Origin of the sequence: Bacillus cereus group sp. MYBK227-1 (assembly GCF_051916325.1) — a bacterium.
Taxonomy (GTDB): domain Bacteria; phylum Bacillota; class Bacilli; order Bacillales; family Bacillaceae_G; genus Bacillus_A; species Bacillus_A cereus.
Window position 1 is genome coordinate 93253 of record NZ_JBQAGK010000003.1, and the last position, 20238, is coordinate 113490.

The window sequence follows — 20238 nt, forward strand, 5'->3', positions numbered from 1 at the left end:
TTTTTATTAAAAAGAAGAAGGAACTTGCGGTATAAAATAGAATTAGTATAAAAATGTCACAATTTAGACACAATTATAATGCGCGTGTTGTAGGGACTATAAGTTTACTCTCGAGGAGGTAATGAAACGTATGAAAACGATTCTTGCTGTTGCTGGTCTCATTTGGGTAATGTCTCACGGTTTTCCGATTTTTGAAGGGGAGCAAATTCGTAGTGCTTTGAATGAAAAGTTTAATGATTATCATGTGATAGATCGAAAAGATAATGTCGTTACAGTACGTGTGAAAGACTGTTTCCATACAGTTACGGTTGCGGATGGAAACATTACAAATGAAACGAAAATGTGTGATAAAAGGTAAAAGAAAGAAGCTGACTATAGCGTACTGTTTTGAGTCAGCTTCTTTTTCTTTTTCCAATTAAAATTTTTTCAAATGCCTCAACAAATACATACATAAGAGTTGCAAGAACACATGTGAGTAGTACGCTAAGTAAGACGAGTGTGAAGTTAAAGACTTGGAATCCGTAGCTAATTAAGTAGCCAAGTCCTTGTTTGGAAACGAGAAGTTCTCCGAAAATAACACCGACCCAGGATAAACCAACGTTTACTTTTAACGTTGAGATAATTGCTGGAAAGGATGCAGGGAGAACGACTTGCTTATAACATTGCCATTTATTTGCACCAAATGTGTCCATCACTTTTATATAGTTAGAATCGACTTCTTGAAATGCACTGTAAATAACGAGAATGGTAATGATGATGGAAATGATTACTCCCATTGCAATAGAAGATGAAATGTTTGGACCGAAAATAACGATGATGATTGGACCGAGTGCAACTTTTGGCATTGCATTTAGGACGACGAGATAAGGATCAAGTACGCGGGCTAGAAGTGGCATCCACCAAAGGAACGTGGCAATAATAGCACCAAGTACTGTTCCGAGAATGAAGCCTACTCCTGTTTCCAGCAATGTCGTCCATATGTGGATCCAAAGTGAACCGTCGATCCATTTCGTTAAGAAGAGATTCCAAATACTCGAAGGAGCACTAAAGAGTAAAGGATCGATCCATTCTTTTTTGCTAGCTATTTCCCATAGTGCAAAGAAAAGAATAAGTAGTAAAAGCTGTAGTGAGCGAGCAATCCAAGCACGCCTGCGTTCTTTCTTTCGAAATTGTTCATGTAGTTGTTTTATATTATCCAAGTCGTTCCAGCTCCTTCCATATATCTTGAAAGAGGGCTGGGAAATCGTAGTGATGGCGTGCTTCTAACGGTGATAAAGAACGGATACTTTCCGGGACGATAAAGGTTTTCGCGATTTTTCCAGGATTCGCTTGCAGTAAATAAATACGATCACTCATCGCAATCGCCTCTTCAATATCGTGAGTAACAAGTAGTGATGTTTTCTTATATTTATTTAGTAAGTTGAAAACGAGTTCTTCTAGTTTTAATTTCGTTTGATAATCGAGTGCGGAGAATGGTTCATCTAGTAATAAAATTTTCGGATCAGTTGCTAACGTTCGAACGAGAGCAGCACGTTGACGCATACCGCCGGATAGTTCACGAGGATATTGTCCTTCTACCCCATGTAGACCGACTTGCTTTAAAAGGTTTAAAGTATGTTCTTTCATTTGTTCATCATAAATCCTTCGAATATGAAGTCCAAGCATAATATTTTCTTCAATCGTTTTCCACGGGAATAAGTAATCTTGCTGCAACATATACCCCATAGATGATGTTTTCGTTGTAATCGGTTCACCATCTAAAAAGACGATACCGTCAATTGGATCAAGTAGTCCAGCAATGATTGAGAGGAGCGTTGTTTTACCGCAACCACTTGGACCGAGTATAGAAATAAATTCGCCTTCTTCCACTTGTAAGCTCATATCTTCAAGAATAAGTTTGGCATTCTCTTTTGCAAAAAAACAGTGAGAAACGTTACGTATTTGCAAAAAACTCATACACTTCGCCTCTATTTCTTAATAACGCTTTCGGCAATTTTTGTATTGACGAGCGCTTCATGTGGGACTTCTTTTTTTAATTCACCAGCGTCTTTCATAATAGTTTGGAGCTGTTTCCATTCTTCTGCATCTAATAGTGGATTTGTCGCATAAGAATGTTGCTTTTTATACCGTTTAATTACTTTTACTGTAATGTCTTTTGAAGTGTCTTTAAATAGCGGGGAAACAGTATCAGCAATCTCTTCTGGACTATGTGTATCAACCCATTGCTGTGCTTTATAGAGCGCACGTGTGAACTTTTCAGCAGCAGCTTTATCTTTCTGTAAGAAACTTTCTTTTGCCATGAATGTTGTATAAGGAACAGTACCAGATTCATTTCCGAATGAAGCGACGATATAACCTTTACCTTCTTTTTCGAATATGCTTGCAGTCGGTTCAAAGAGCTGGACAAACTCTCCTGTACCAGATGCAAAGGCATTTGCAATATTAGCAAATTCGATATTTTGAATTAAGTTCGTATCTTTACGAGGATCAATGCCATTTTTCTTTAAAACGTATTCTCCAACCATTTGCGGCATGCCGCCTTTACGCTGTCCTAAAAATGTAACACCTTTTACGTCATTCCAATTAAAAGAGTCTAGTTTTTTACGTGAAACTAAAAATGTCCCATCTGTTTGTGTAAGCTGTGCAAAGTTAATGACAGGGTCCTTCGCTCCTTGTTGATGAACGTAAATAGACGTTTCAGAACCGACGAGAGCAATATCAATTCCGCCAGATAATAGGGCGGTCATCGTTTTATCGCCACCAGCTGTTGTTTGTAGGTCAATATTTAGTCCTTCATCTTTAAAAAATCCTTTTTCAATCCCAACATATAATGGGGCATAGAAGAGAGAATGGGTAACTTCGCCGACGCGAATGTTTTGAGTTTGTTCTTTCGTACCTTCTTTTTTACTACTACAAGCAGCAAAAGTAAAAACAGCTAGTAACATGATGCAAAAAATCGCGATTAATTTTTTCACTATATAACACCTCCTAGAAGTCACTCTACAAGCATGATATGTAGGTAATCGCCCATATGTGAGTGTAGATAGCAGGAATTTTTTTGGTGGTAAAGAAGTACAAATATAAGGGGTGATAAAATGGAGTACGAATACGATGATAGCGTACATTTACATCTTGATTATTTCGGGACAGAATGTGATATGGAATCGATTGCTTATAAGAGAAAGAATGAAGACGTATGGGATGTGTATTTTAATTTTGGAGTATACGGTATTCAGAAAGACGATGTAGAGTTAGGTAGGTTTATGGATGAATATGCCGGTTATTACGTTTTTTCTGTACATGCTCGCGATCTTAGCTGGGAATTTGGAAGTGCCCAGTTTGAAGAGTGGGTTTTGAAAAATCGGATAGTAGAAAAAACGCTACAAAAATAGGAGGAATTTTGTGATTGGATTTCTCATCTTATTATTTATTTTTGTGGCCGGATTTTTTATCATGCAAATGCTTATTTACCAATTTGCAAAGAAAAACATCCATAAATATACAAAAATAAAATGGTTTCATATGTGGCTACATATGAATATGAAAAAAGGCCCGAGATTAGATTTTTTTTGATTTTGTAGTTACAGTACTCGTATGTATCGTATGGAAAATATGGCTGCTTCCTTTTATATAATACACATGCTAATCATCTTCTCTTTTATCATAAAATAACGAAAAGAACCTGTCTTGTGGCGGGTTCTTTTCGTTATAGTAATATTTGTAAAAAACTTGCATTTATACATAAAACAGTGAGTAGTGTTGTGAAAGATATTTTGACAAATACAGAAACACATACATACGGAATTAAAGTGTAATTACAGAATGGACAAATTGGCCGTGTGTAAAGTGTAGGGAATAAGAAAGAGGTCGTCCAACGGTGGACGACCTCTTTCTTATTATGCTTGGTTAGTGCGAAAGAATGGAAGTTTCTGCACAATGTGAATTAATCCGTATGCAAGAATTAAGCACATAAGAGGATTAATGAAAAATCCATAGCGATTAATTGCTAAGAATAAGTTTGAGAAGATAATGTAAATAATAGAACTTGCTACTAGCATCATAACGCGTTTATGTTTAAATGAATTTAGCATGAAGCAGAAGCTGCTCAAGAATGTACCGATGATAAACACTCTATGACATAGTTGCATAAAGTTGTGAATACGGTATTGGTCTACAGCAGGAGCTGTTTTGAATAATTCAATTGTTTTACCGACAGTGAACCAAGAGAACCAATAAGTGAAGTCCGTCTTAAATCCGTTCTTGATTAATTCTTTTGCGTATGCACCTTTGTCATCTAAGCCTTTAGCTCTCATTTCATTTACTATATTTTCATATCCAATTTTATTAAATGGATCTGCACCGGCAATTAGTGGATCTGCACCTTGGGTTGAGAATAAAATAAATTGGTTGAGTGCTAAGTAGTTACGAACAACCCATGCGCCAATAATAAAGAAAGGTCCGATAAACCATAACAATCCGATTCGAATGGAGTCTTTAAATCCATATGTAAATAACACAACAAGAACAGGAATGAGCATCATTGGAGCTGGATTTGGACGGAACATAAGTAAAATTGAAACGACAATTCCAAACCATATATGGAATTTCACTTTATTGTATTTCCATGCGAGAACAAATACATATACACATAACGCCAATAAGAATATGGATGGAACTTCTGTTAGCAATGTACGGAAGTATGTATAGTTACTTGGATAAATAGCATATAAAATACTTGCAACAATTCCATAAATGTTTTTTTCGAACAATTCTTTTCCTATTAAGAATACTAATAGCACTGTGCAAAGGTTCATGATCATGTTAATAACAGTTGCTACGTAATAGTAAGGAATTGATGTAATATCAGAAATAATCATAGCGCCAGCTAATAGTAATGGCTGACCTGGTGTAATATATGCATTTTTTCCTGGAACTTCACTAGGTTCTAAATACACATAACCAAATACACCATGTTTTAATAGTTGTTCAGCTGTTAACGAATAGTTAAAGGCATCATTTGCACCATATGTTACTTTGACTAACTCTCCATCTAATCCTGGCTGTTTTACTAAACAAAAAACGTGCAACAGGAAAGAAAGCGCCAAAATTACATATACCGCTTTAGGCAAACTCTTAAACTTAGTAAGCAAAAATGAGCAACTCCTTTTTTATTAATTCTTTCGTATTTTTATGTGAAATCTTTAATAGTATTAAGGATTTCCAAAACATAGTTATTATATCATAAAGTGGAATGCTGAAATTAAGTTTTTCAAGAATGAGTAATTTGTATGCCACAATTTAACTGTTGATTAAGGGAATATTAAGACAATACATTTATGATAGAAACAAGTATGCAGACGAAATATGTAATATATGTTATTTTAATAGAAATAGTTCTTTCGATGCGGGGGAAATTAAGACATAGAAACGAGGGAATGAATTGAAGTATGGTTCTACACTTTTTCATCTTCCAAAAAGAAATATATTAATTTCTAGCATTATAAGTAGTATGGTGACTTTATTAGTAATAACTATGCTGTTTATGATTTTAAAGGTTTTCAATTTAGACATGATGAAAGATCATTTAAATCAAAAGCTTGTTTTAAGTGTTATGATGATTTTCATATGGGGCATAACGTTTTATATTACGCAGTTCAATAAAAAAGAGATGTCTATACTTAGAGCATCCCTACGAGTGCATTTTATATTATTTTTGCTAGCTCATACAGTAGCGTTATTTTATATTGTCATGCAAGTTAATATGAGTTTCATAGAGGCAATGAATTGGATTTACTTTTATAATATGCAGTTTATATTAAGTTTTGTAGTAATTTATGCAATATATATTCTTGTATATAATTTAATAGGTAAGGTTTTTCTAACTATGGTTTTAACGAGCTGTACGTTAGTCATTTTATGTATTGTGAATTATTTGAAGCTTATTTTCAGAGGTGATCCGTTATATCCTTCTGATTTTACACAAATTACGCATATGCAATCTGTTATACCGATGGTGATGGACTATTTTAGTTGGAGTTATATTTTTGTCATTATCTTAAGTATCGTAGCTTGTATTGTAGCAGGGATATATATGAGAAGGTATATTCAAAATGTAAAGATTCATCTAGGAATAAGAGCCTTATTAGTAGTAGGATCTATTTTTGTTCTATATGCGTACGGTAATTTTGCGAATACATTTATGAATAAAGTATTTCAAAAATCAGGTGTAGATTTTGTTTTGTGGAATCAAAATGAGAACTATGCTTCAAATGGTTTTGTACTTGGGTTTATTAGCAATTTAGATACAACAGTTATGGAAAAACCAAAAAATTATTCTAAAGAAAATATGCTTCAAATAGCAAACGATATAAAAAAACAATATAGTGGAAATATAGGGAGCCAAAAGAAAAAAGAGAAACCGAATATTATTTTTGTAATGAGTGAATCGTTTTGGGATCCGACGAAAGTAACTAACCTTTCTTTTAGTGAAGATCCTGTACCAAATTTACATCATTATATAGAAAACTTTCCTGGTGGACAAACTATTTCTCCTACATTTGGGGGAAATACGGCGAACGTTGAATTTGAGGCATTAACAAGTTATTCAATGAGTTTGTTAAAGCCAGGTTCTATACCATATCAGCAGGTTATTACAAATAAGAAAGAAATTCCATCAATCCCTACGGCGTTGAAAAAAGAAGGTTATTATACAAGTGCAATTCATTCATTTGGTCGCACATTCTTTAAACGTGATGATGTATATAAGGTGTTAGGGTTTGATAAGTTTAATGCAGAGGACACGATGGAAAATGTGGATATTGATGGAGATTATATTAGTGATTTAGCGATGAGTAAAGAGATAATTGCTGAGTTAGAGAAACAAAAACAACCTACATTTATTCATGCAGTTACGATGCAAAATCATTTTCCATTTACAGAGGGCCGATTTGGTGAAAACCTAATCGAAATTAGCGGTCTAGAAAATGAAGACTCAAAGGGAGAATTAGAGACGTATACAGAAGGATTAAGACGTTCAGATGAGGCTCTTCAATATTTAATAGAGCAACTAGATAATTTTGATAGACCTACATTATTAGTATTCTTTGGAGATCATCTTCCATCATTAGGAACAAATAAATCTTTTTATAAAGAAAATGGGTATATAACGAATGAAAAAACACCGAATGAACGTTTAGCGATGGCGCAAACGCCGCTATTAATGTATGCAAACTTTGATATGCCAAATGATAATTTAGGTTTAGTAAGCCCAATTCATTTTTCTAATCTTATTTTTGATTATGCAGGATTAAATAAATCCTTATTTTATCAATTTTTATCGGAACTTTACAAGGAAATACCAGTACTTAGAGATGAATTAAAAGTTGATAAAAATGGAGAAGTAATCAATGATTTAACAAAGAAACAAAAAGAAATGTTAGAGCAATATAAAATGCTCCAATATGATTTACTCGTCGGAAATCAATATAGTAAAGATATCCTCTTTAAATAAAAGAAACAAAAAGAACTTGTATAACGATACAAGTTCTTTTTTCATAGTATTTAACGGGGTAACCAGACAAGCTGGGTTTAGGGAGTATTACCTGTACATTTAGTATATATGAAAATGTAATCGTTTTATTTATGTATTTGTGAGAAATATGTGAATTTTATATTTTGTGAAAAAACGATTATATTAACTTTCGTTCTTGTATTGCAGTTGTTATGCATGTAAAAATTTTATCAGTTCTTTATTTAATTCATCCGCTTGATCGATTGGTGAACCATGACCACTATTTGTAAGAGCATGTAACTGAGAATTTTTAATTCGTTGTTGCGTAAGCTCAGCACTTTTGTAAGGAATTAGTTGGTCGTGAACGCCGTGGAAGATTTTTGTTGGGACGTTAATTTTATTTAAATCTTTCGTTACATCTTCATTTGCAGCTGCTTGTAAAATTTTTATAAGGGCATAAGAAGCGGACTGCATACCGAGATAAGAAAACCATTCAAGGGTTGCAGCCCCTAAGTTTCTATTAAAAAAGGATAAAGATACATCATTTAAAAATTTTGGTAAATTAGCATACATTTGATTAATGAGAGCATCTGCTTGTTCTTTCGGTACACCGTAAGGGGACTCTTGATTTTTAACGAAAGAGGGGGAGACAGCGTCAATTAATGCGAGCTTAGAAATGCGGCGCCCATTATAGCGAGACATATAGCGAATAGAAAGAGCACCACCAACTGAGAAACCGACTAATGTAGCGTTCTCTACTTGAAGTGCTTCCAGAACAATTGCGATATCATCCGCTAATCGATCATACGTGTAACCAGTCCATGGCTTATCAGATTGTCCATTCCCTCGTATATCCATGGCGATACAGCGAAAGCCATGCTCTGGTAAAACATTGAGTTGATATTGGTACATTTGATGATTTAAAGGCCATCCGTGAACGAAGAAAACAGTCTTACTACCTGGCCCAGGATTAACGTCTTGCACAAAAATATGCACATCTTTCTCGACAGTAACAAACATAAATGTCCCCCTATTTTATGAATATGCTCTATCCCAAAAGCGTTGTTTTGTCATAGCTTTAATAAATTCATTTGCTAGCCTTGTAGGGTCTTGTTCTATTAAAATACCAGGCTTTCCTTCGATATTTAAAGATTGAATAATAGAAGAGCCGTTTTGGAAGGAGCCAATCGGCTTAAAGTGATTATATGATTCTACGACAAATGAACTTGCTTTGTTAAGAAAATGATCATCCATCTCTCCGCCGATAAGAAGTAATCCATCATAAAGGAGTGGTGAGCCTGTTAAGAAAGTATCATTTACTTCCCACTGTCCATTTGGCGTTCCCTGCACTATGCCTAATCGTTCTGAAACGATCACTGGCAGTTCAAGAGTTTTCATCGTTTGAAATTTTAATACCTGTATTTGTTGTCATCTCCTTTCCTTCATTTTCACGCATGAAAGATTGGAGTTGTTCGGTCTTTTTATTTTTTTTGCCATCCATAAAAAACACCTCCCATAATATACGTATTATTGTTTATGTTTTTTATGCTTGTATATAGCATGAAGATATTGCATAGTTGGCATGATTTTCCTCAAATGTTCGATTTATCTTTGTTTGTCTATGAAAATCATTTATTATAATAAATGGTATTCTTCGAGATATTATTTTGAAGGGGTGTTGAAGTGAAAGAAAGTTTTCTATCATATAAAGAAGAAGAAAGAAATGCAAAAATCCTTTTATGGGTGTTATATGTCATTGTTATTGTATATCAAATTTTCTATGCAATCGTATTAGAAGATAAATCAATAATGGATAAGGGATACAATATAATATGGCAAGTTATTTGCGGAGTAGCAATACTGTGCGTGAATATATATTTAATGAAAAAAGAGAAGGCAAGCCTTGTTAAATATGCATGGATATTTGCATACATAGGGATAGAACTCGCTAATATATTTTCGTATGTTTTTTATAATAAGGCGGCGTTTGATGCGACAAATATAATAGAAATTATTCTCATTTTCTTTGTACCTATATTTTTAAATAAAAAATTCTATGTGTTTTTACTTTCCTCTATTGTAGGAAAATATTTAATTTATTTATTTGTATTAGAGGAAGTAAAAGCATTTATGTTCCTTATTATGTATACACTTATGTTAATAGCTGCATATATCATTTTAAACCGATTTTTACAATATCTTTCAGCTGTAAAGGAAAGTATTGCGATTGCTAGTGAATCACAGAAATTAGCAGTAATCGGAAAAATGGCAGCGACGGTTGGACATGAAATTAAAAATCCACTTGCTTCATTAAAAGGATTTACGCAATTACAACGAGAGAAGCATGAAGAGGATCCTATTTATAAACGTATGATTTTTGAAATAGAAAATATGAATAATATGATAAGTGAGTTAATGGAAGTTGCTACATGCAAACCTTCTATTTATAAGAAACATGATGTAGGAAAAATTGTATTACAAGTAATAACAAGTCTTCGTGAAAAAATAGATGAATTAAACATTCAGTTTATTTCTAATGTGGAAGAAAAAACAATAGAAGTTGAATGTGATGAACGAAAAATAAGAGGAGTCTTTTTATATACGATAAAAAATGCTTTAGAGGCAATGGGACAAGGTGGTATATTACATTTACAATTAGAAAATAAAGGGAAAGAATATGTAATGATCAGTGTGATCGATAATGGTCATGGTATTAAGCAAGAAAACTTACCCCGTGTTACAGAGGCCTTTTATACAACGAAACAAGATAAAATTGGTCTGGGACTGACGGTAGCGAATCGAATTGTCGCCGAGCACCTTGGTGAGTTGCATATTTCAAGTGAAAAAGATACTGGAACGAGAATAGACATCATTCTCCCAAGGAAGTGTGGAAATACTGAAATCCAAGTGGAAGAAAAGCTAGGAGTTACCATATGAATAAAGGCTATATATTTAAAAATGAAGAAATAAAGGCGCTGAAAGCATTTTTAAGTTTATTTTTTATTATATTTTTCGTATATGATCTTGCCTATGAATTTATCGTACCGTTAATCGGTGGAGAGCAAGAAGGTGTGGGAGAGTTTGAAGATGGTTTAGGTTTATGGCTTTACTTTTTGATGGTGGTATTGTTTTGCATTGGAATATACTTTATGAAATGGAAGAATGCTTTTGCGGTAAAGTATATTATTCTAATTGGCTATAATGTATTAGATTGTATCCATAACATTATGATTTATTATGGTAGCGATGCAGAATTTGACGGTGGAAATATAGTAGAAGGATTTTTTATTTTGTTTGCACCAATCTTTGTGAATAAAAGATATTTCTGGTTAGTTCCAGCGATACTTATCGGAAAGTATGCTCTTACAGGAATCATTATTCAATCTTCTCTCGTTTTAATCCCAATGGCATTATATAGCGTATTTACTATCATATGTTGGATTATATTTTTAAGGGTTCAGTCTTACGTTCGTACGCTTGAGATGATGGACAAAGAAATAAAACAGACAGAAAAACTAGCAGCTGTTGGAAAGATGGCAACGGTTATTGGTTATAAGATTAGAAGACCTTTAGCAAACTTAAAAAAACTTGTGAATAAACAAGCAGACAAGCATCCAGAGGATAAAATTTATAGTGATATTATGAAACAAGAAGTAGATCGGATTCATATAATTGCTACAGAACTTAGTGGATTTGAGAAATCTAAATCACTAGAATCAGAAACTCATAACATACAAGAAATTATTTCTTATGTTATTCGAGTTATGGAAAAGCCAGCTTTAAAACAAGGAGTTTACATACAAGGTATTTACAGTAAAGACTTACCATCAATTACATGTGATGAAAAACGATTAAAACAGGTCTTTTTTAATTTAATCAAAAATGCAATTGAAGCAATGTCAGTTGGCGGAACAATTACGATTAAAGTTACTGTAAAAGATGGAATCATCGTTCAAGTGAAAGATGAGGGATGCGGCATTCCGAAAGATAAAATTCCAAAGTTAAATGAAGCCTTTTATACAACGAAAGAAACAGGAACTGGTCTAGGTTTAGTAGTTACAGAAAAAATTATTAAAGACCACAACGGTAAAATAAGTTTTGAAAGTGAAGTTGGGGTTGGAACGACGGTTGAAGTTATGTTACCACTGCATTAACTACAAAAAACATCACTTATTTGGAAGTGATGTTTTTGTGTTCTTCTTAGGTAGACGTTCTAAAAAAGAGGACGATAACGAAAAATAATATATTGATAGTGTAAAAAGAAAATAATGGATGTTTTACTATGAAAAATATATAATGGCTTTGTCTGTTATTTGTTGTAGTTCATTTATATTTCTATTTGTTGACCCGAATTTCGGGTCTTTTTTTATGAAGTGAATTTCTATATTTCGGTAATTATAAAAACAGAATATACAGCACTTGCAGCATGAATACAAAGAGCGGTTGTATCCTCTCCAAAAAATAGGTTTCCAGCTGTAATACTGTTAGCGCCAGTAAAGTCGGCACAATGGAAGCATTTACGTAGGTACATGTGCTTTCTCATTTATCTATTTTTCTGTGGTCGATTGTATTGTGTATATAAATTTAAAAAATGATAGCGTTAGAGCCACCATTTTTCCTGAGGAAGTAAAATAACATCCACATCAAAATTCTCTTTAAACCAATCATACATCAATGTCTCTTTCACTAAATATTCAGAGACAGAGTGTGACACACCAGTTAGAGACATATTCGTTTCTTTTACATAATCCATAATGAGCGAGTATTTATGTCTGCCGTAATCATTGTCGATATGGCAATGGATTTCTCCTGTAATATATGCTTCAGCACCTTTTTCTTCTGCTTCCTTCATTAAAGATACGACATCGCCACATCCAGCGATAATTGCGATTTTTTTGATGGAATCATGTCGTTTACCTTCGAAGTCTGTGTAAGGAATCTGGAAGAGTTGTTTTAGATGTTTTTGGAGTGCTTCTGTTGATGTTTCATCTATTTCACAAATAAGGCCAACTGGTTCTTGTTCTGGACCTCCATATGCAAAGTCGTCCACTACAGTAGCGTTTAATGCTTTTGCAATTGAAATACTCGTTCCATGTGTTTGATGAAAATCCATTGGTACGTGACATGTATATATAGAAAGTTGTTTTTCTTTTATTCCTTGCAAATATTTTTCAGGAATTGGTAAGAAACCGCGGCCTGATCTTCCAAGCGGATCACCGCACTCCATTACAAGGGGATGGTGCATAAAGAGTAAATCACCGGGTGTGGATTGTGAAATGAATGTTTCAAGAACGTCATCTGTAGGGAATACAGCTAAAAATACTTTGTTTACATTTTCAGATCCGTGCATCATAAGGCCGTTAAATAAATCTACAAAATTTGCTTCGAAAAATTGTTGCCAAGGAAATTTGATAGGATCATATACGGCTGGGATAAATCGACTAAAGGTACTATCTTTTCCATATTTTTCAATTTGGAATAAGTGATCGAGTGATTGCTCTATTTTTTTTAAGGCTGGCATGTTTGATAATCCTCCTTAAGATGATTCTTGCTTTATGAGTTGTTTGTATTCTTCGTAGCAAAATAAGAAGCGGATAGGAAACAAATAAAACCTAGAATCCAGCTAATAGAAGGAGAATAGGGAAGTACATGCTGTAATAGCATTCCGCTAGAAATGAAGAAACTACTAAATACACCTAATAACATGGGATATCGTTGTAGTTTGAACACAGATAGTAAACATCCTTTCTCCTGCATGAACTACTCATAAAAGCTCGATTGCTGAAACTTTATCACATACATTGTATATTAGTCTTAATTTTCTGTATATAACTTTTAAGAAAAATGGTGATACAATATATGAATGATAAGAGAAGAGAGGATGAAGATTAACATATGTACGTTACTGTAACAGAAGCAGCATATAAAAAGATTATGGATACGATTCCAAGTGAAGCGAAATATATAAAGTTATTTTATGATAATGAAGGTTGCGGTTGTGTTATGAGCGGAATCATCGATTTAGTAGCTGTAGCAGAGAAAGATGAGCGCGATGTGGATATTGAATCAAGCACAATGAACTTTATCGCTGATCGTACAAAGCTTGTATTTATGGACGATAAGTTAACGGTTGATTGGCATGAAGGTGGAGGAACTTTTCAGTTGAAGAGCCCAAGCCAGTTTTATAATCCAAATATGAAATTACACGTTCGAGTATAGTAAAGGTGAGTCCAAAATGTATTTTGGACTCACTTTTTTTATTTTATAAGTCGCTATTATTGTCGATAAGTCGATATATTGAAAAAATCGCCCATATAATTTCATTTACCAAAACGTTTCATATAATAAAAAGATTTTTTCACATAATGAAATGTACATGTGATTGAATTTTCTGTATAATCTTCTTTGCGGAGGGGATACGCATGAGAAGATGGGGAATTGAGTTATTAATTTTAAGTGTTGTTATTATTTGGGGGATTAACTATACAATTGCGAAGTATGGACTTTTAGAATTTACAGCAATTGAGTTTACTGCACTTCGTATGATGGCGGCGGCACCGCTTCTGTTACTCCTTACCTTTTGTATTGAAAAGTCGGTTTATATGGAGCGAACGGATATACCTAGATTAATTATCGTTAGCGTTGTAGGTATTGTACTGTATCAAACGTTATTTATGGAAACTGTCAAATATACATCCGCTACAAATGCCTCTTTACTCATTTCTATTTCACCTATTTTTACAACTGCATTTGCGATTTTCTTGAAACAAGAAAAGTTTTCTTCTCGAAAGTTAATCGGTTCTATGACTGCCTTTGTTGGTGCAGCCTTAGTTTTAGTAGCAGGACATTCACTTACTAGTTCTTTTTATGGCAATGGAATTGGACTTATTACATCAATATGCTGGGGGCTTTATCCTGTTTTAGCAGGACCATTAATTAAAAAATATTCAGCATTACGTGTTACTGCATGGTCTGCATTAGTGGGTGCGATTCCGCTATTATTGTTAAGTGGTCCACATGTGTTTGTCATGCCATTTCACATTACTCACGGAATGACACTATTTGCTTTACTATATTCTATTTTCTTTGTAACAGTATTTGGTCTAGTAATGTGGTATGTTGGTGTTCAAAAAATTGGGGCGTCACATACGATGGTATATATGTATATAACGCCGCTTGTAGCGGTTCTATTTGCAGCTGTCTGGGCAAATGAATATGTATCGTTTCAACAAATCATCGGTGGAATTATCATTTTTGTCGGTCTATGGTTTGTGAAATCGGAGAAAGTAAAAGTTCATTCTATTGCAAGGGAACCTATATCAAAATAGGAAAACAGATCACCTATGATCTGCTTTCCTATTTTTTTATTTTTGGTAAGAAGATGAGAAACAAGATAGCAGTAATAAGTGGAATTAAGTTTAAAAATGGAATACGGAAGAGTGTAATAAGAATAATACCTGGAAGAAGAACACCGAGGACAGCGTAAAAAATGCTATGATTTTTCGTGTACCAATACAATGAAAGTCCAATAAGTGCAGGGATAATGAGGTGAATGAGAGCCATTAAAAAATAAATCATTAGACGCCCCCTTTATTTGTGTGCTTATTACATCATATCCGTATGTTCATAGATTGATATCATTTTTTTCATAAATGGACGAAAAAAGTTTGAAAAACCGTCACAAAATATGAGAATATGATGTTTGAAATCTTGTATAATATTATTTTCTAAAAACATTTAAACAACATAAACATACTGTTTATGTTGTTTTTAATTTGAATGAAATGAATGTAAGGAATATGAATTTGAAAGAAATTTTTTGTTGGATAGATAAGAACGAATGAAGAGAGGTACAGCATGATTAGTATGTCACTAAGATCATTTAAAATTCAATCGTATTATATACTAGGTATTCTTTTACTAGGCTGGATGATAACACCGTTTTCAGCACATTTTTTAGGTGCAGGAATTGGACTTATCGTAAGTATGTATTGCGTTTGGCTTTTAGGGAGAAGAATTGAGAAGCTTGGAGATAGTATCGTAAAGAAAACGAAAGCACCGACGCTTGGTATGTTTAATCGTTTTGCGGCTGCTATTTTGGGCGCTATTATTATGTACGAAATTGAGCACCATATGGTGATGTGGGCATTTGCAGTAGGGATTATGGGCGGTTATTTTTTAATCGTTGTGAACTTAGGTTACTATAGCATGAAAGATGAGAAAGAACTAACAAAGAGCTAAAAAGATAAAAGACTTCTTTTTAGATGGAATAGATGATCCAGTCACGAATAGAAGCGGTCAGGGCCTTTTTTAGCCCCATACGATGTGAAACCCGAGAGATGTAGTGAGTAGGGATATAATGTATATATTCGAAGCTGTAATTTTATAATCTAGGTCACAGATGAAGAGATTAGCGTTTCACTTTATATAAGATATAGAAAGAAGCTTACGTTTTCACGTAAGCTTCTTTTTTATGTAAGTGTGTGTAACCGTTAAGCCGCATTGGGTTTTGTCGGTGAGTACGCGAAACTTTACGGTTACACGACACTTATTCATATGAGTAAAGGGTTATTCCAACAGAAAGTTTTAATTTAAGCGATTGGACCGCCTAAGTTAATAATGTCTTCAGATACGCTGTCGAACTTTTTGAAGTTAGCTTTGAATTCATTTGCAAGTTCGATTGCTTTTGCTTTGTAAGCAGCTTTATCAGCCCAAGTTTGTTCAGGCATTAACACTTCGTCAGGTACACCTGGTACGTGAAGTGGAACTTCAAGACCGAAGATATCATGTTTAGCTGTTTCAGTTTTTGCAAGTTCACCGTTTAATGCAGCTTGAATCATTGCACGAGTGTAACCTAAGTTCATACGTTTACCAACGCCGTATTCGCCACCAGTCCAGCCAGTGTTTACTAAGAATACTTTCGCATCGTGTTTCTCGATTTTTTCACCAAGCATTTCAGCGTAGCGAGATGCATCAAGTGGTAAGAATGGTGAACCGAAGCAAGTTGAGAATGTTGCTTGCGGAGAAGTAACGCCGCGCTCTGTTCCTGCTAGTTTACTAGTGTAACCACTTAAGAAATGATACATAGCTTGCTCTTTTGATAACTTACTGATTGGAGGCAATACGCCAGATGCATCAGCAGTTAAGAAAATAATTGTATTTGGGTGTCCAGCAACACTTGGCAGTACGATATTGTCGATCGCATGCATAGGGTATGCAGCACGAGTATTTTCTGTTAAAGTAGTATCGTTGTAGTCGGCGATACGTGTTTGGTCATTAATGATAACGTTTTCTAAAACAGATCCAAATGTGATTGCATCGAAAATTTGTGGTTCTTTCTCGTGAGAAAGGTTTACACATTTCGCGTAGCAACCGCCTTCAATATTGAATACACCGTTATCAGACCAACCGTGCTCATCATCACCGATTAATTTACGGTTTGGATCAGCAGATAATGTCGTTTTACCTGTTCCAGATAAACCGAAGAATAGTGCTACGTCGCCTTCTTCACCTACGTTTGCAGAGCAATGCATAGAAAGAATATCTTGTTCAGGTAATAAGAAGTTCATAATAGAGAAGATTGATTTTTTCATTTCTCCAGCGTATTCTGTACCACCAATTAGTACGATACGTTTTTCGAATGAAACCATAATGAATGCTTCAGAGTTTGTACCGTCAACAGCTGGATCAGCTTTGAAATTCGGTGCAGAAACAATTGTGAACTCTGATTCATGAGTTGTTAATTCTTCTTCAGTTGGACGAATGAATAATTGATGTACAAATAAATTGTGCCATGCATATTCGTTAATAACTTGAATTGGTAGGCGGTAATTGCGGTCAGCGCCTGCAAATCCTTTGAAGACGAATAACTCTTCTTTTTCTTTTAAGTATTCTAAAACTTTAGTATATAATTTATTAAAATGTTCTTCAGAAATCGGTTGGTTCACAGCTCCCCAAGCAATTTTGTCAGCAACCGATGCTTCTTTCACAATAAATTTATCTTTAGGAGAACGTCCTGTATATTTTCCAGTTGAAGCAGAAACGGCACCAGTCGAAGTTAATTTCCCTTCATTTCGCATTAATACTTTTTCCACTAATTGCGGAACACTTAGTTGAATCTGTGCATTGCTTCCGTTCAATAATTCGTGTAAACCAATTTGGACATTCACAGTACTCATATTTATATACCATCCTTTTCATTTAATGAAATATTTCTCGTAATCCCCAACAAGAGTATAACACAATTATATAAATAATGTATACTATTTATTTCTTTTTGTTTGTGTGAATGCATTATTTCCCTATTAATATTTCATTTCAGGCGTATTGAGAAAAACTTTCAGGAAAATGTGAATATTAATTGACAAATGAATATCATTTCTTTAGTATAGGTTGGGACGGATACTCTCTTATCCCGAGCTGGCGGAGGGACAGGCCCGATGAAGCCCAGCAACCTCACTTGTAGTGGTAAATACAGGTGAATAGGTGCTAAAACCTGTGCGAGGCTACAGGTCTCGAACGATAAGAGCGAAGGGCAAAAAGCAGTATGCAAGTAGCAAATTAAACCTTTCCTCTATGTAAAGTAGGAAAGGTTTTTCTGTATGCTTGTGTGGGAGAATAAATGTATGTCGCAGTTTGTGGCAAATTAAGGATGAGTTCCGTACAATATATACAATTACTGTAGGGAGGTTTACCACATGACAAAAAAACGTCATCTGTTCACATCTGAGTCTGTAACTGAAGGACATCCAGATAAAATTTGTGACCAAATTTCTGATTCAATTTTAGATGCGATCTTATCAAAAGACGCAAATGCACGTGTAGCTTGTGAAACAACTGTAACAACTGGTTTAGTATTGGTAGCGGGGGAAATTACGACTTCTACTTACGTAGATATTCCAAAAATCGTTCGTGAAACAATTCAAGGCATTGGTTACACACGCGCAAAATACGGATTCGATGCAGAAACTTGTGCAGTTTTAACATCTATCGATGAGCAATCTGCTGACATCGCTATGGGTGTTGACCAAGCGCTAGAAGCACGCGAAGGGCAAATGACTGACGCTGAGATTGAGGCAATTGGTGCAGGAGACCAAGGTTTAATGTTTGGTTTCGCATGTAATGAAACACAAGAGTTAATGCCACTTCCAATCTCGCTTGCTCACAAATTAGCTCGCCGTTTAACTGAAGTACGTAAAGATGATACATTATCATACTTACGTCCGGATGGAAAAACGCAAGTTACAGTTGAGTATGATGAAAATGGTAAACCAGTACGTGTTGATACTATCGTAATTTCTACACAACATCACCCAGATGTTACATGGGAAGAAATCGATCGCGACTTAAAAGAGCACGTAATTAAAGCTGTAGTACCAGCAGAATTAATGGATGGAGAAACGAAATTCTTCATTAACCCAACTGGCCGCTTCGTAATTGGTGGACCACAAGGTGATGCTGGTTTAACAGGACGTAAAATCATCGTTGATACTTACGGTGGATACGCTCGCCACGGTGGCGGTGCATTCTCTGGTAAAGATGCAACGAAAGTTGACCGTTCTGCAGCATATGCAGCTCGTTATGTTGCGAAAAACATCGTAGCAGCTGGTCTTGCTGAAAAAGCAGAAGTACAACTTGCATACGCAATCGGTGTAGCACAACCAGTATCAATTTCAGTTGATACATTCGGCACTGGTAAAGTATCTGAAGACGTACTAGTAGAGCTAGTTCGTAACAACTTCGATCTTCGCCCAGCTGGTATTATTAAAATGCTAGACTTACGTCGCCCAATTTACAAACAAACAGCAGCTTACGGCCACTTTGGACGTACTGATGTAGATCTATCATGGGAACGTACAGACAAAGCAGCAGCTTTAAAAGAGCAAGCTGGTCTATAATATATGAAAAAAAGCTTTGCGCGGTGAGCGCAAAGCTTTTTTTATTTATAATTACGTTGGAATAAAGCGAAGAGTTCAATGTCATGCCAATTGCCATTGCGGAATATAGCTTCTTTACAAGTTCCTTCATGTTGAAAACCGAGTGATTTATATAATTTAATTGCTCTATCGTTAAAAGAAAATACTCGTAAAGAAAGGCGATGTAAATTTAATTCTAAAAATGCATAATCCAATAATAAGGTGAAAGCTTCCTTCCCATAACCTTGCCCCCAGTAATCCTTGTTACCAATATCAATAATACATTCAGCGTTTCGATTATACGAATCAATATGAATTAAAGAAGTAATACCAATTGAAAGATGCGTAGATTTTTCTTCAATGATATAGCTCTTAGAGTCCGAAGAATGAATAAATTGCTGGCAAAGTTTTTCTGTGTCTTGAAGGGAATATTTATCAAGAGTGAGAGTAGTTGAACTCATAACGTCTATATCATTATGCCATTTATAGTATGTTAGAATATCATCTTCGGAAAACTTTCGTAACTGGATACGGTTTGATTCAAACAATGTAAGTCCTCCTTTTGTATTTCCTTTTCACATGATTTACAAAGGATTGATTTCTTCTGGAACATATGTAATCAACCTTTCATTTGACGTGCTTTACCTGCGCAAAATGCACTACTTAGTAAAAATAGTGTCGCGAATATAATGCTTACTAATGTAGCGTATGGAATTGCGCCTTTTAAGGAAAAGCCGACAGTGATTGAAGCGATGAATAAGAGGATAAATGTTGTTGTTAATTTTTTATAAAGTTCCATACTATGTAGACCTC

Annotated in this window: 21 protein-coding genes, 3 pseudogenes and 1 riboswitch; of the genes and pseudogenes, 11 read left to right on the forward strand and 13 right to left on the reverse strand. The window is 34.7% G+C overall.

Going from position 1 to position 20238, the window contains the following annotated elements:
- Window positions 1-130 precede the first annotated feature (130 nt).
- Complete coding sequence (locus tag ACTFRM_RS13705; RefSeq protein ID WP_000849112.1) at window positions 131-358, forward strand: hypothetical protein; 228 nt, start codon at window positions 131-133, stop codon at window positions 356-358.
- A 34-nt stretch (window positions 359-392) separates the two neighbouring features.
- On the opposite strand, the gene ACTFRM_RS13710 is transcribed toward ACTFRM_RS13705, so the two are convergent.
- From ACTFRM_RS13710 to ACTFRM_RS13720, 3 genes are read right to left on the reverse strand one after another with little or no spacing between them, the layout of a single operon-like run.
- Window positions 393-1199, reverse strand: a complete 807-nt coding sequence (locus tag ACTFRM_RS13710; RefSeq protein WP_173600485.1) for an ABC transporter permease — start codon at window positions 1197-1199, stop codon at window positions 393-395.
- Complete coding sequence (locus tag ACTFRM_RS13715; protein ID WP_000009035.1) at window positions 1192-1956, reverse strand: ABC transporter ATP-binding protein; 765 nt, start codon at window positions 1954-1956, stop codon at window positions 1192-1194. Before ACTFRM_RS13715 ends, ACTFRM_RS13710 begins: the two co-directional genes overlap by 8 nt.
- 11 nt (window positions 1957-1967) lie before the next feature.
- On the reverse strand, window positions 1968-2975 hold the full coding sequence (locus tag ACTFRM_RS13720) for an ABC transporter substrate-binding protein (protein WP_322372319.1): 1008 nt from the start codon (window positions 2973-2975) through the stop codon (window positions 1968-1970).
- Between the two features lie 120 nt (window positions 2976-3095).
- Between ACTFRM_RS13720 and ACTFRM_RS13725 the strand changes: the two genes are divergently transcribed.
- The 3 genes and pseudogenes from ACTFRM_RS13725 to ACTFRM_RS13735 form a co-directional block, all read left to right on the forward strand.
- Complete coding sequence (locus ACTFRM_RS13725; protein WP_000455580.1) at window positions 3096-3392, forward strand: DUF3986 family protein; 297 nt, start codon at window positions 3096-3098, stop codon at window positions 3390-3392.
- 10 nt (window positions 3393-3402) lie between these two features.
- A pseudogene (locus ACTFRM_RS13730) lies at window positions 3403-3634 on the forward strand (hypothetical protein).
- Between the two features lie 109 nt (window positions 3635-3743).
- Window positions 3744-3815 (forward strand): annotated as a pseudogene (locus ACTFRM_RS13735) (DUF2196 domain-containing protein); the annotation flags it as partial.
- A gap of 81 nt (window positions 3816-3896) precedes the next feature.
- On the opposite strand, the gene ACTFRM_RS13740 reads toward ACTFRM_RS13735, so the two are convergent.
- Window positions 3897-5150, reverse strand: a complete 1254-nt coding sequence (locus ACTFRM_RS13740) for a glycosyltransferase family 39 protein (RefSeq protein ID WP_000956221.1) — start codon at window positions 5148-5150, stop codon at window positions 3897-3899.
- Between the two features lie 290 nt (window positions 5151-5440).
- Here ACTFRM_RS13740 and ACTFRM_RS13745 point away from each other — a divergent pair, with 290 nt between their 5' ends.
- A complete protein-coding gene (locus ACTFRM_RS13745; RefSeq protein ID WP_088322444.1) occupies window positions 5441-7510 on the forward strand; it encodes an LTA synthase family protein in 2070 nt (689 codons plus the stop codon).
- Window positions 7511-7720: 210 nt separating this feature from the next.
- Here the strand turns inward: ACTFRM_RS13745 and ACTFRM_RS13750 are convergent, their stop codons facing one another.
- The 3 genes and pseudogenes from ACTFRM_RS13750 to ACTFRM_RS13760 form a co-directional block, all read right to left on the reverse strand.
- Window positions 7721-8530, reverse strand: coding sequence for an alpha/beta fold hydrolase (locus tag ACTFRM_RS13750; RefSeq protein ID WP_000498278.1), 810 nt, complete (start codon window positions 8528-8530; stop codon window positions 7721-7723).
- Between the two features lie 15 nt (window positions 8531-8545).
- Window positions 8546-8890, reverse strand: a pseudogene (locus tag ACTFRM_RS13755) (catalase); the annotation flags it as partial.
- Window positions 8891-8894: 4 nt separating this feature from the next.
- A complete protein-coding gene (locus ACTFRM_RS13760) occupies window positions 8895-9011 on the reverse strand; it encodes a hypothetical protein (RefSeq protein ID WP_002182974.1) in 117 nt (38 codons plus the stop codon).
- A gap of 182 nt (window positions 9012-9193) precedes the next feature.
- Here ACTFRM_RS13760 and ACTFRM_RS13765 point away from each other — a divergent pair, with 182 nt between their 5' ends.
- Window positions 9194-10447, forward strand: coding sequence for an ATP-binding protein (locus tag ACTFRM_RS13765; protein WP_088322442.1), 1254 nt, complete (start codon window positions 9194-9196; stop codon window positions 10445-10447).
- Window positions 10444-11664, forward strand: coding sequence for an ATP-binding protein (locus tag ACTFRM_RS13770; protein ID WP_001032628.1), 1221 nt, complete (start codon window positions 10444-10446; stop codon window positions 11662-11664). Before ACTFRM_RS13765 ends, ACTFRM_RS13770 begins: the two co-directional genes overlap by 4 nt.
- A gap of 446 nt (window positions 11665-12110) precedes the next feature.
- Here the strand turns inward: ACTFRM_RS13770 and ACTFRM_RS13775 are convergent, their stop codons facing one another.
- Both ACTFRM_RS13775 and ACTFRM_RS13780 read right to left on the reverse strand, forming a co-directional pair.
- A complete protein-coding gene (locus ACTFRM_RS13775) occupies window positions 12111-13031 on the reverse strand; it encodes a Nif3-like dinuclear metal center hexameric protein (RefSeq protein ID WP_440043404.1) in 921 nt (306 codons plus the stop codon).
- 32 nt (window positions 13032-13063) lie between these two features.
- Window positions 13064-13240, reverse strand: a complete 177-nt coding sequence (locus ACTFRM_RS13780) for a hypothetical protein (RefSeq protein ID WP_011110431.1) — start codon at window positions 13238-13240, stop codon at window positions 13064-13066.
- A gap of 165 nt (window positions 13241-13405) precedes the next feature.
- On the opposite strand from ACTFRM_RS13780, the gene ACTFRM_RS13785 reads away from it, so the two are divergent.
- Both ACTFRM_RS13785 and ACTFRM_RS13790 read left to right on the forward strand, forming a co-directional pair.
- On the forward strand, window positions 13406-13729 hold the full coding sequence (locus ACTFRM_RS13785; protein ID WP_000289570.1) for an iron-sulfur cluster biosynthesis family protein: 324 nt from the start codon (window positions 13406-13408) through the stop codon (window positions 13727-13729).
- Window positions 13730-13932: 203 nt separating this feature from the next.
- Window positions 13933-14838, forward strand: coding sequence for a DMT family transporter (locus tag ACTFRM_RS13790; RefSeq protein ID WP_173600481.1), 906 nt, complete (start codon window positions 13933-13935; stop codon window positions 14836-14838).
- A gap of 28 nt (window positions 14839-14866) precedes the next feature.
- On the opposite strand, the gene ACTFRM_RS13795 is transcribed toward ACTFRM_RS13790, so the two are convergent.
- Window positions 14867-15088: a hypothetical protein gene (locus tag ACTFRM_RS13795; protein ID WP_000639042.1), complete on the reverse strand. Its 222-nt coding sequence runs from the start codon at window positions 15086-15088 to the stop codon at window positions 14867-14869.
- Between the two features lie 279 nt (window positions 15089-15367).
- Between ACTFRM_RS13795 and ACTFRM_RS13800 the strand changes: the two genes are divergently transcribed.
- On the forward strand, window positions 15368-15751 hold the full coding sequence (locus ACTFRM_RS13800; protein ID WP_000624922.1) for an ATP synthase subunit I: 384 nt from the start codon (window positions 15368-15370) through the stop codon (window positions 15749-15751).
- A 350-nt stretch (window positions 15752-16101) separates the two neighbouring features.
- Here ACTFRM_RS13800 and pckA read toward each other — a convergent pair whose 3' ends face one another.
- Window positions 16102-17688, reverse strand: coding sequence for a phosphoenolpyruvate carboxykinase (ATP) (gene pckA, locus ACTFRM_RS13805; protein ID WP_000108802.1), 1587 nt, complete (start codon window positions 17686-17688; stop codon window positions 16102-16104).
- 228 nt (window positions 17689-17916) lie between these two features.
- Window positions 17917-18038, forward strand: a riboswitch (SAM riboswitch).
- Window positions 18039-18207: 169 nt separating this feature from the next.
- Here pckA and metK point away from each other — a divergent pair.
- On the forward strand, window positions 18208-19407 hold the full coding sequence (gene metK, locus ACTFRM_RS13810; protein ID WP_000163123.1) for a methionine adenosyltransferase: 1200 nt from the start codon (window positions 18208-18210) through the stop codon (window positions 19405-19407).
- Between the two features lie 41 nt (window positions 19408-19448).
- Here the strand turns inward: metK and ACTFRM_RS13815 are convergent, their stop codons facing one another.
- Together ACTFRM_RS13815 and ACTFRM_RS13820 are read right to left on the reverse strand one after the other, a co-directional pair.
- Window positions 19449-19973 (reverse strand): GNAT family N-acetyltransferase, encoded by a 525-nt coding sequence (locus ACTFRM_RS13815; RefSeq protein WP_000464126.1) that lies wholly within the window; start codon window positions 19971-19973, stop codon window positions 19449-19451.
- A 71-nt stretch (window positions 19974-20044) separates the two neighbouring features.
- On the reverse strand, window positions 20045-20224 hold the full coding sequence (locus ACTFRM_RS13820; protein ID WP_000424797.1) for a hypothetical protein: 180 nt from the start codon (window positions 20222-20224) through the stop codon (window positions 20045-20047).
- Window positions 20225-20238: the final 14 nt, after the last annotated feature.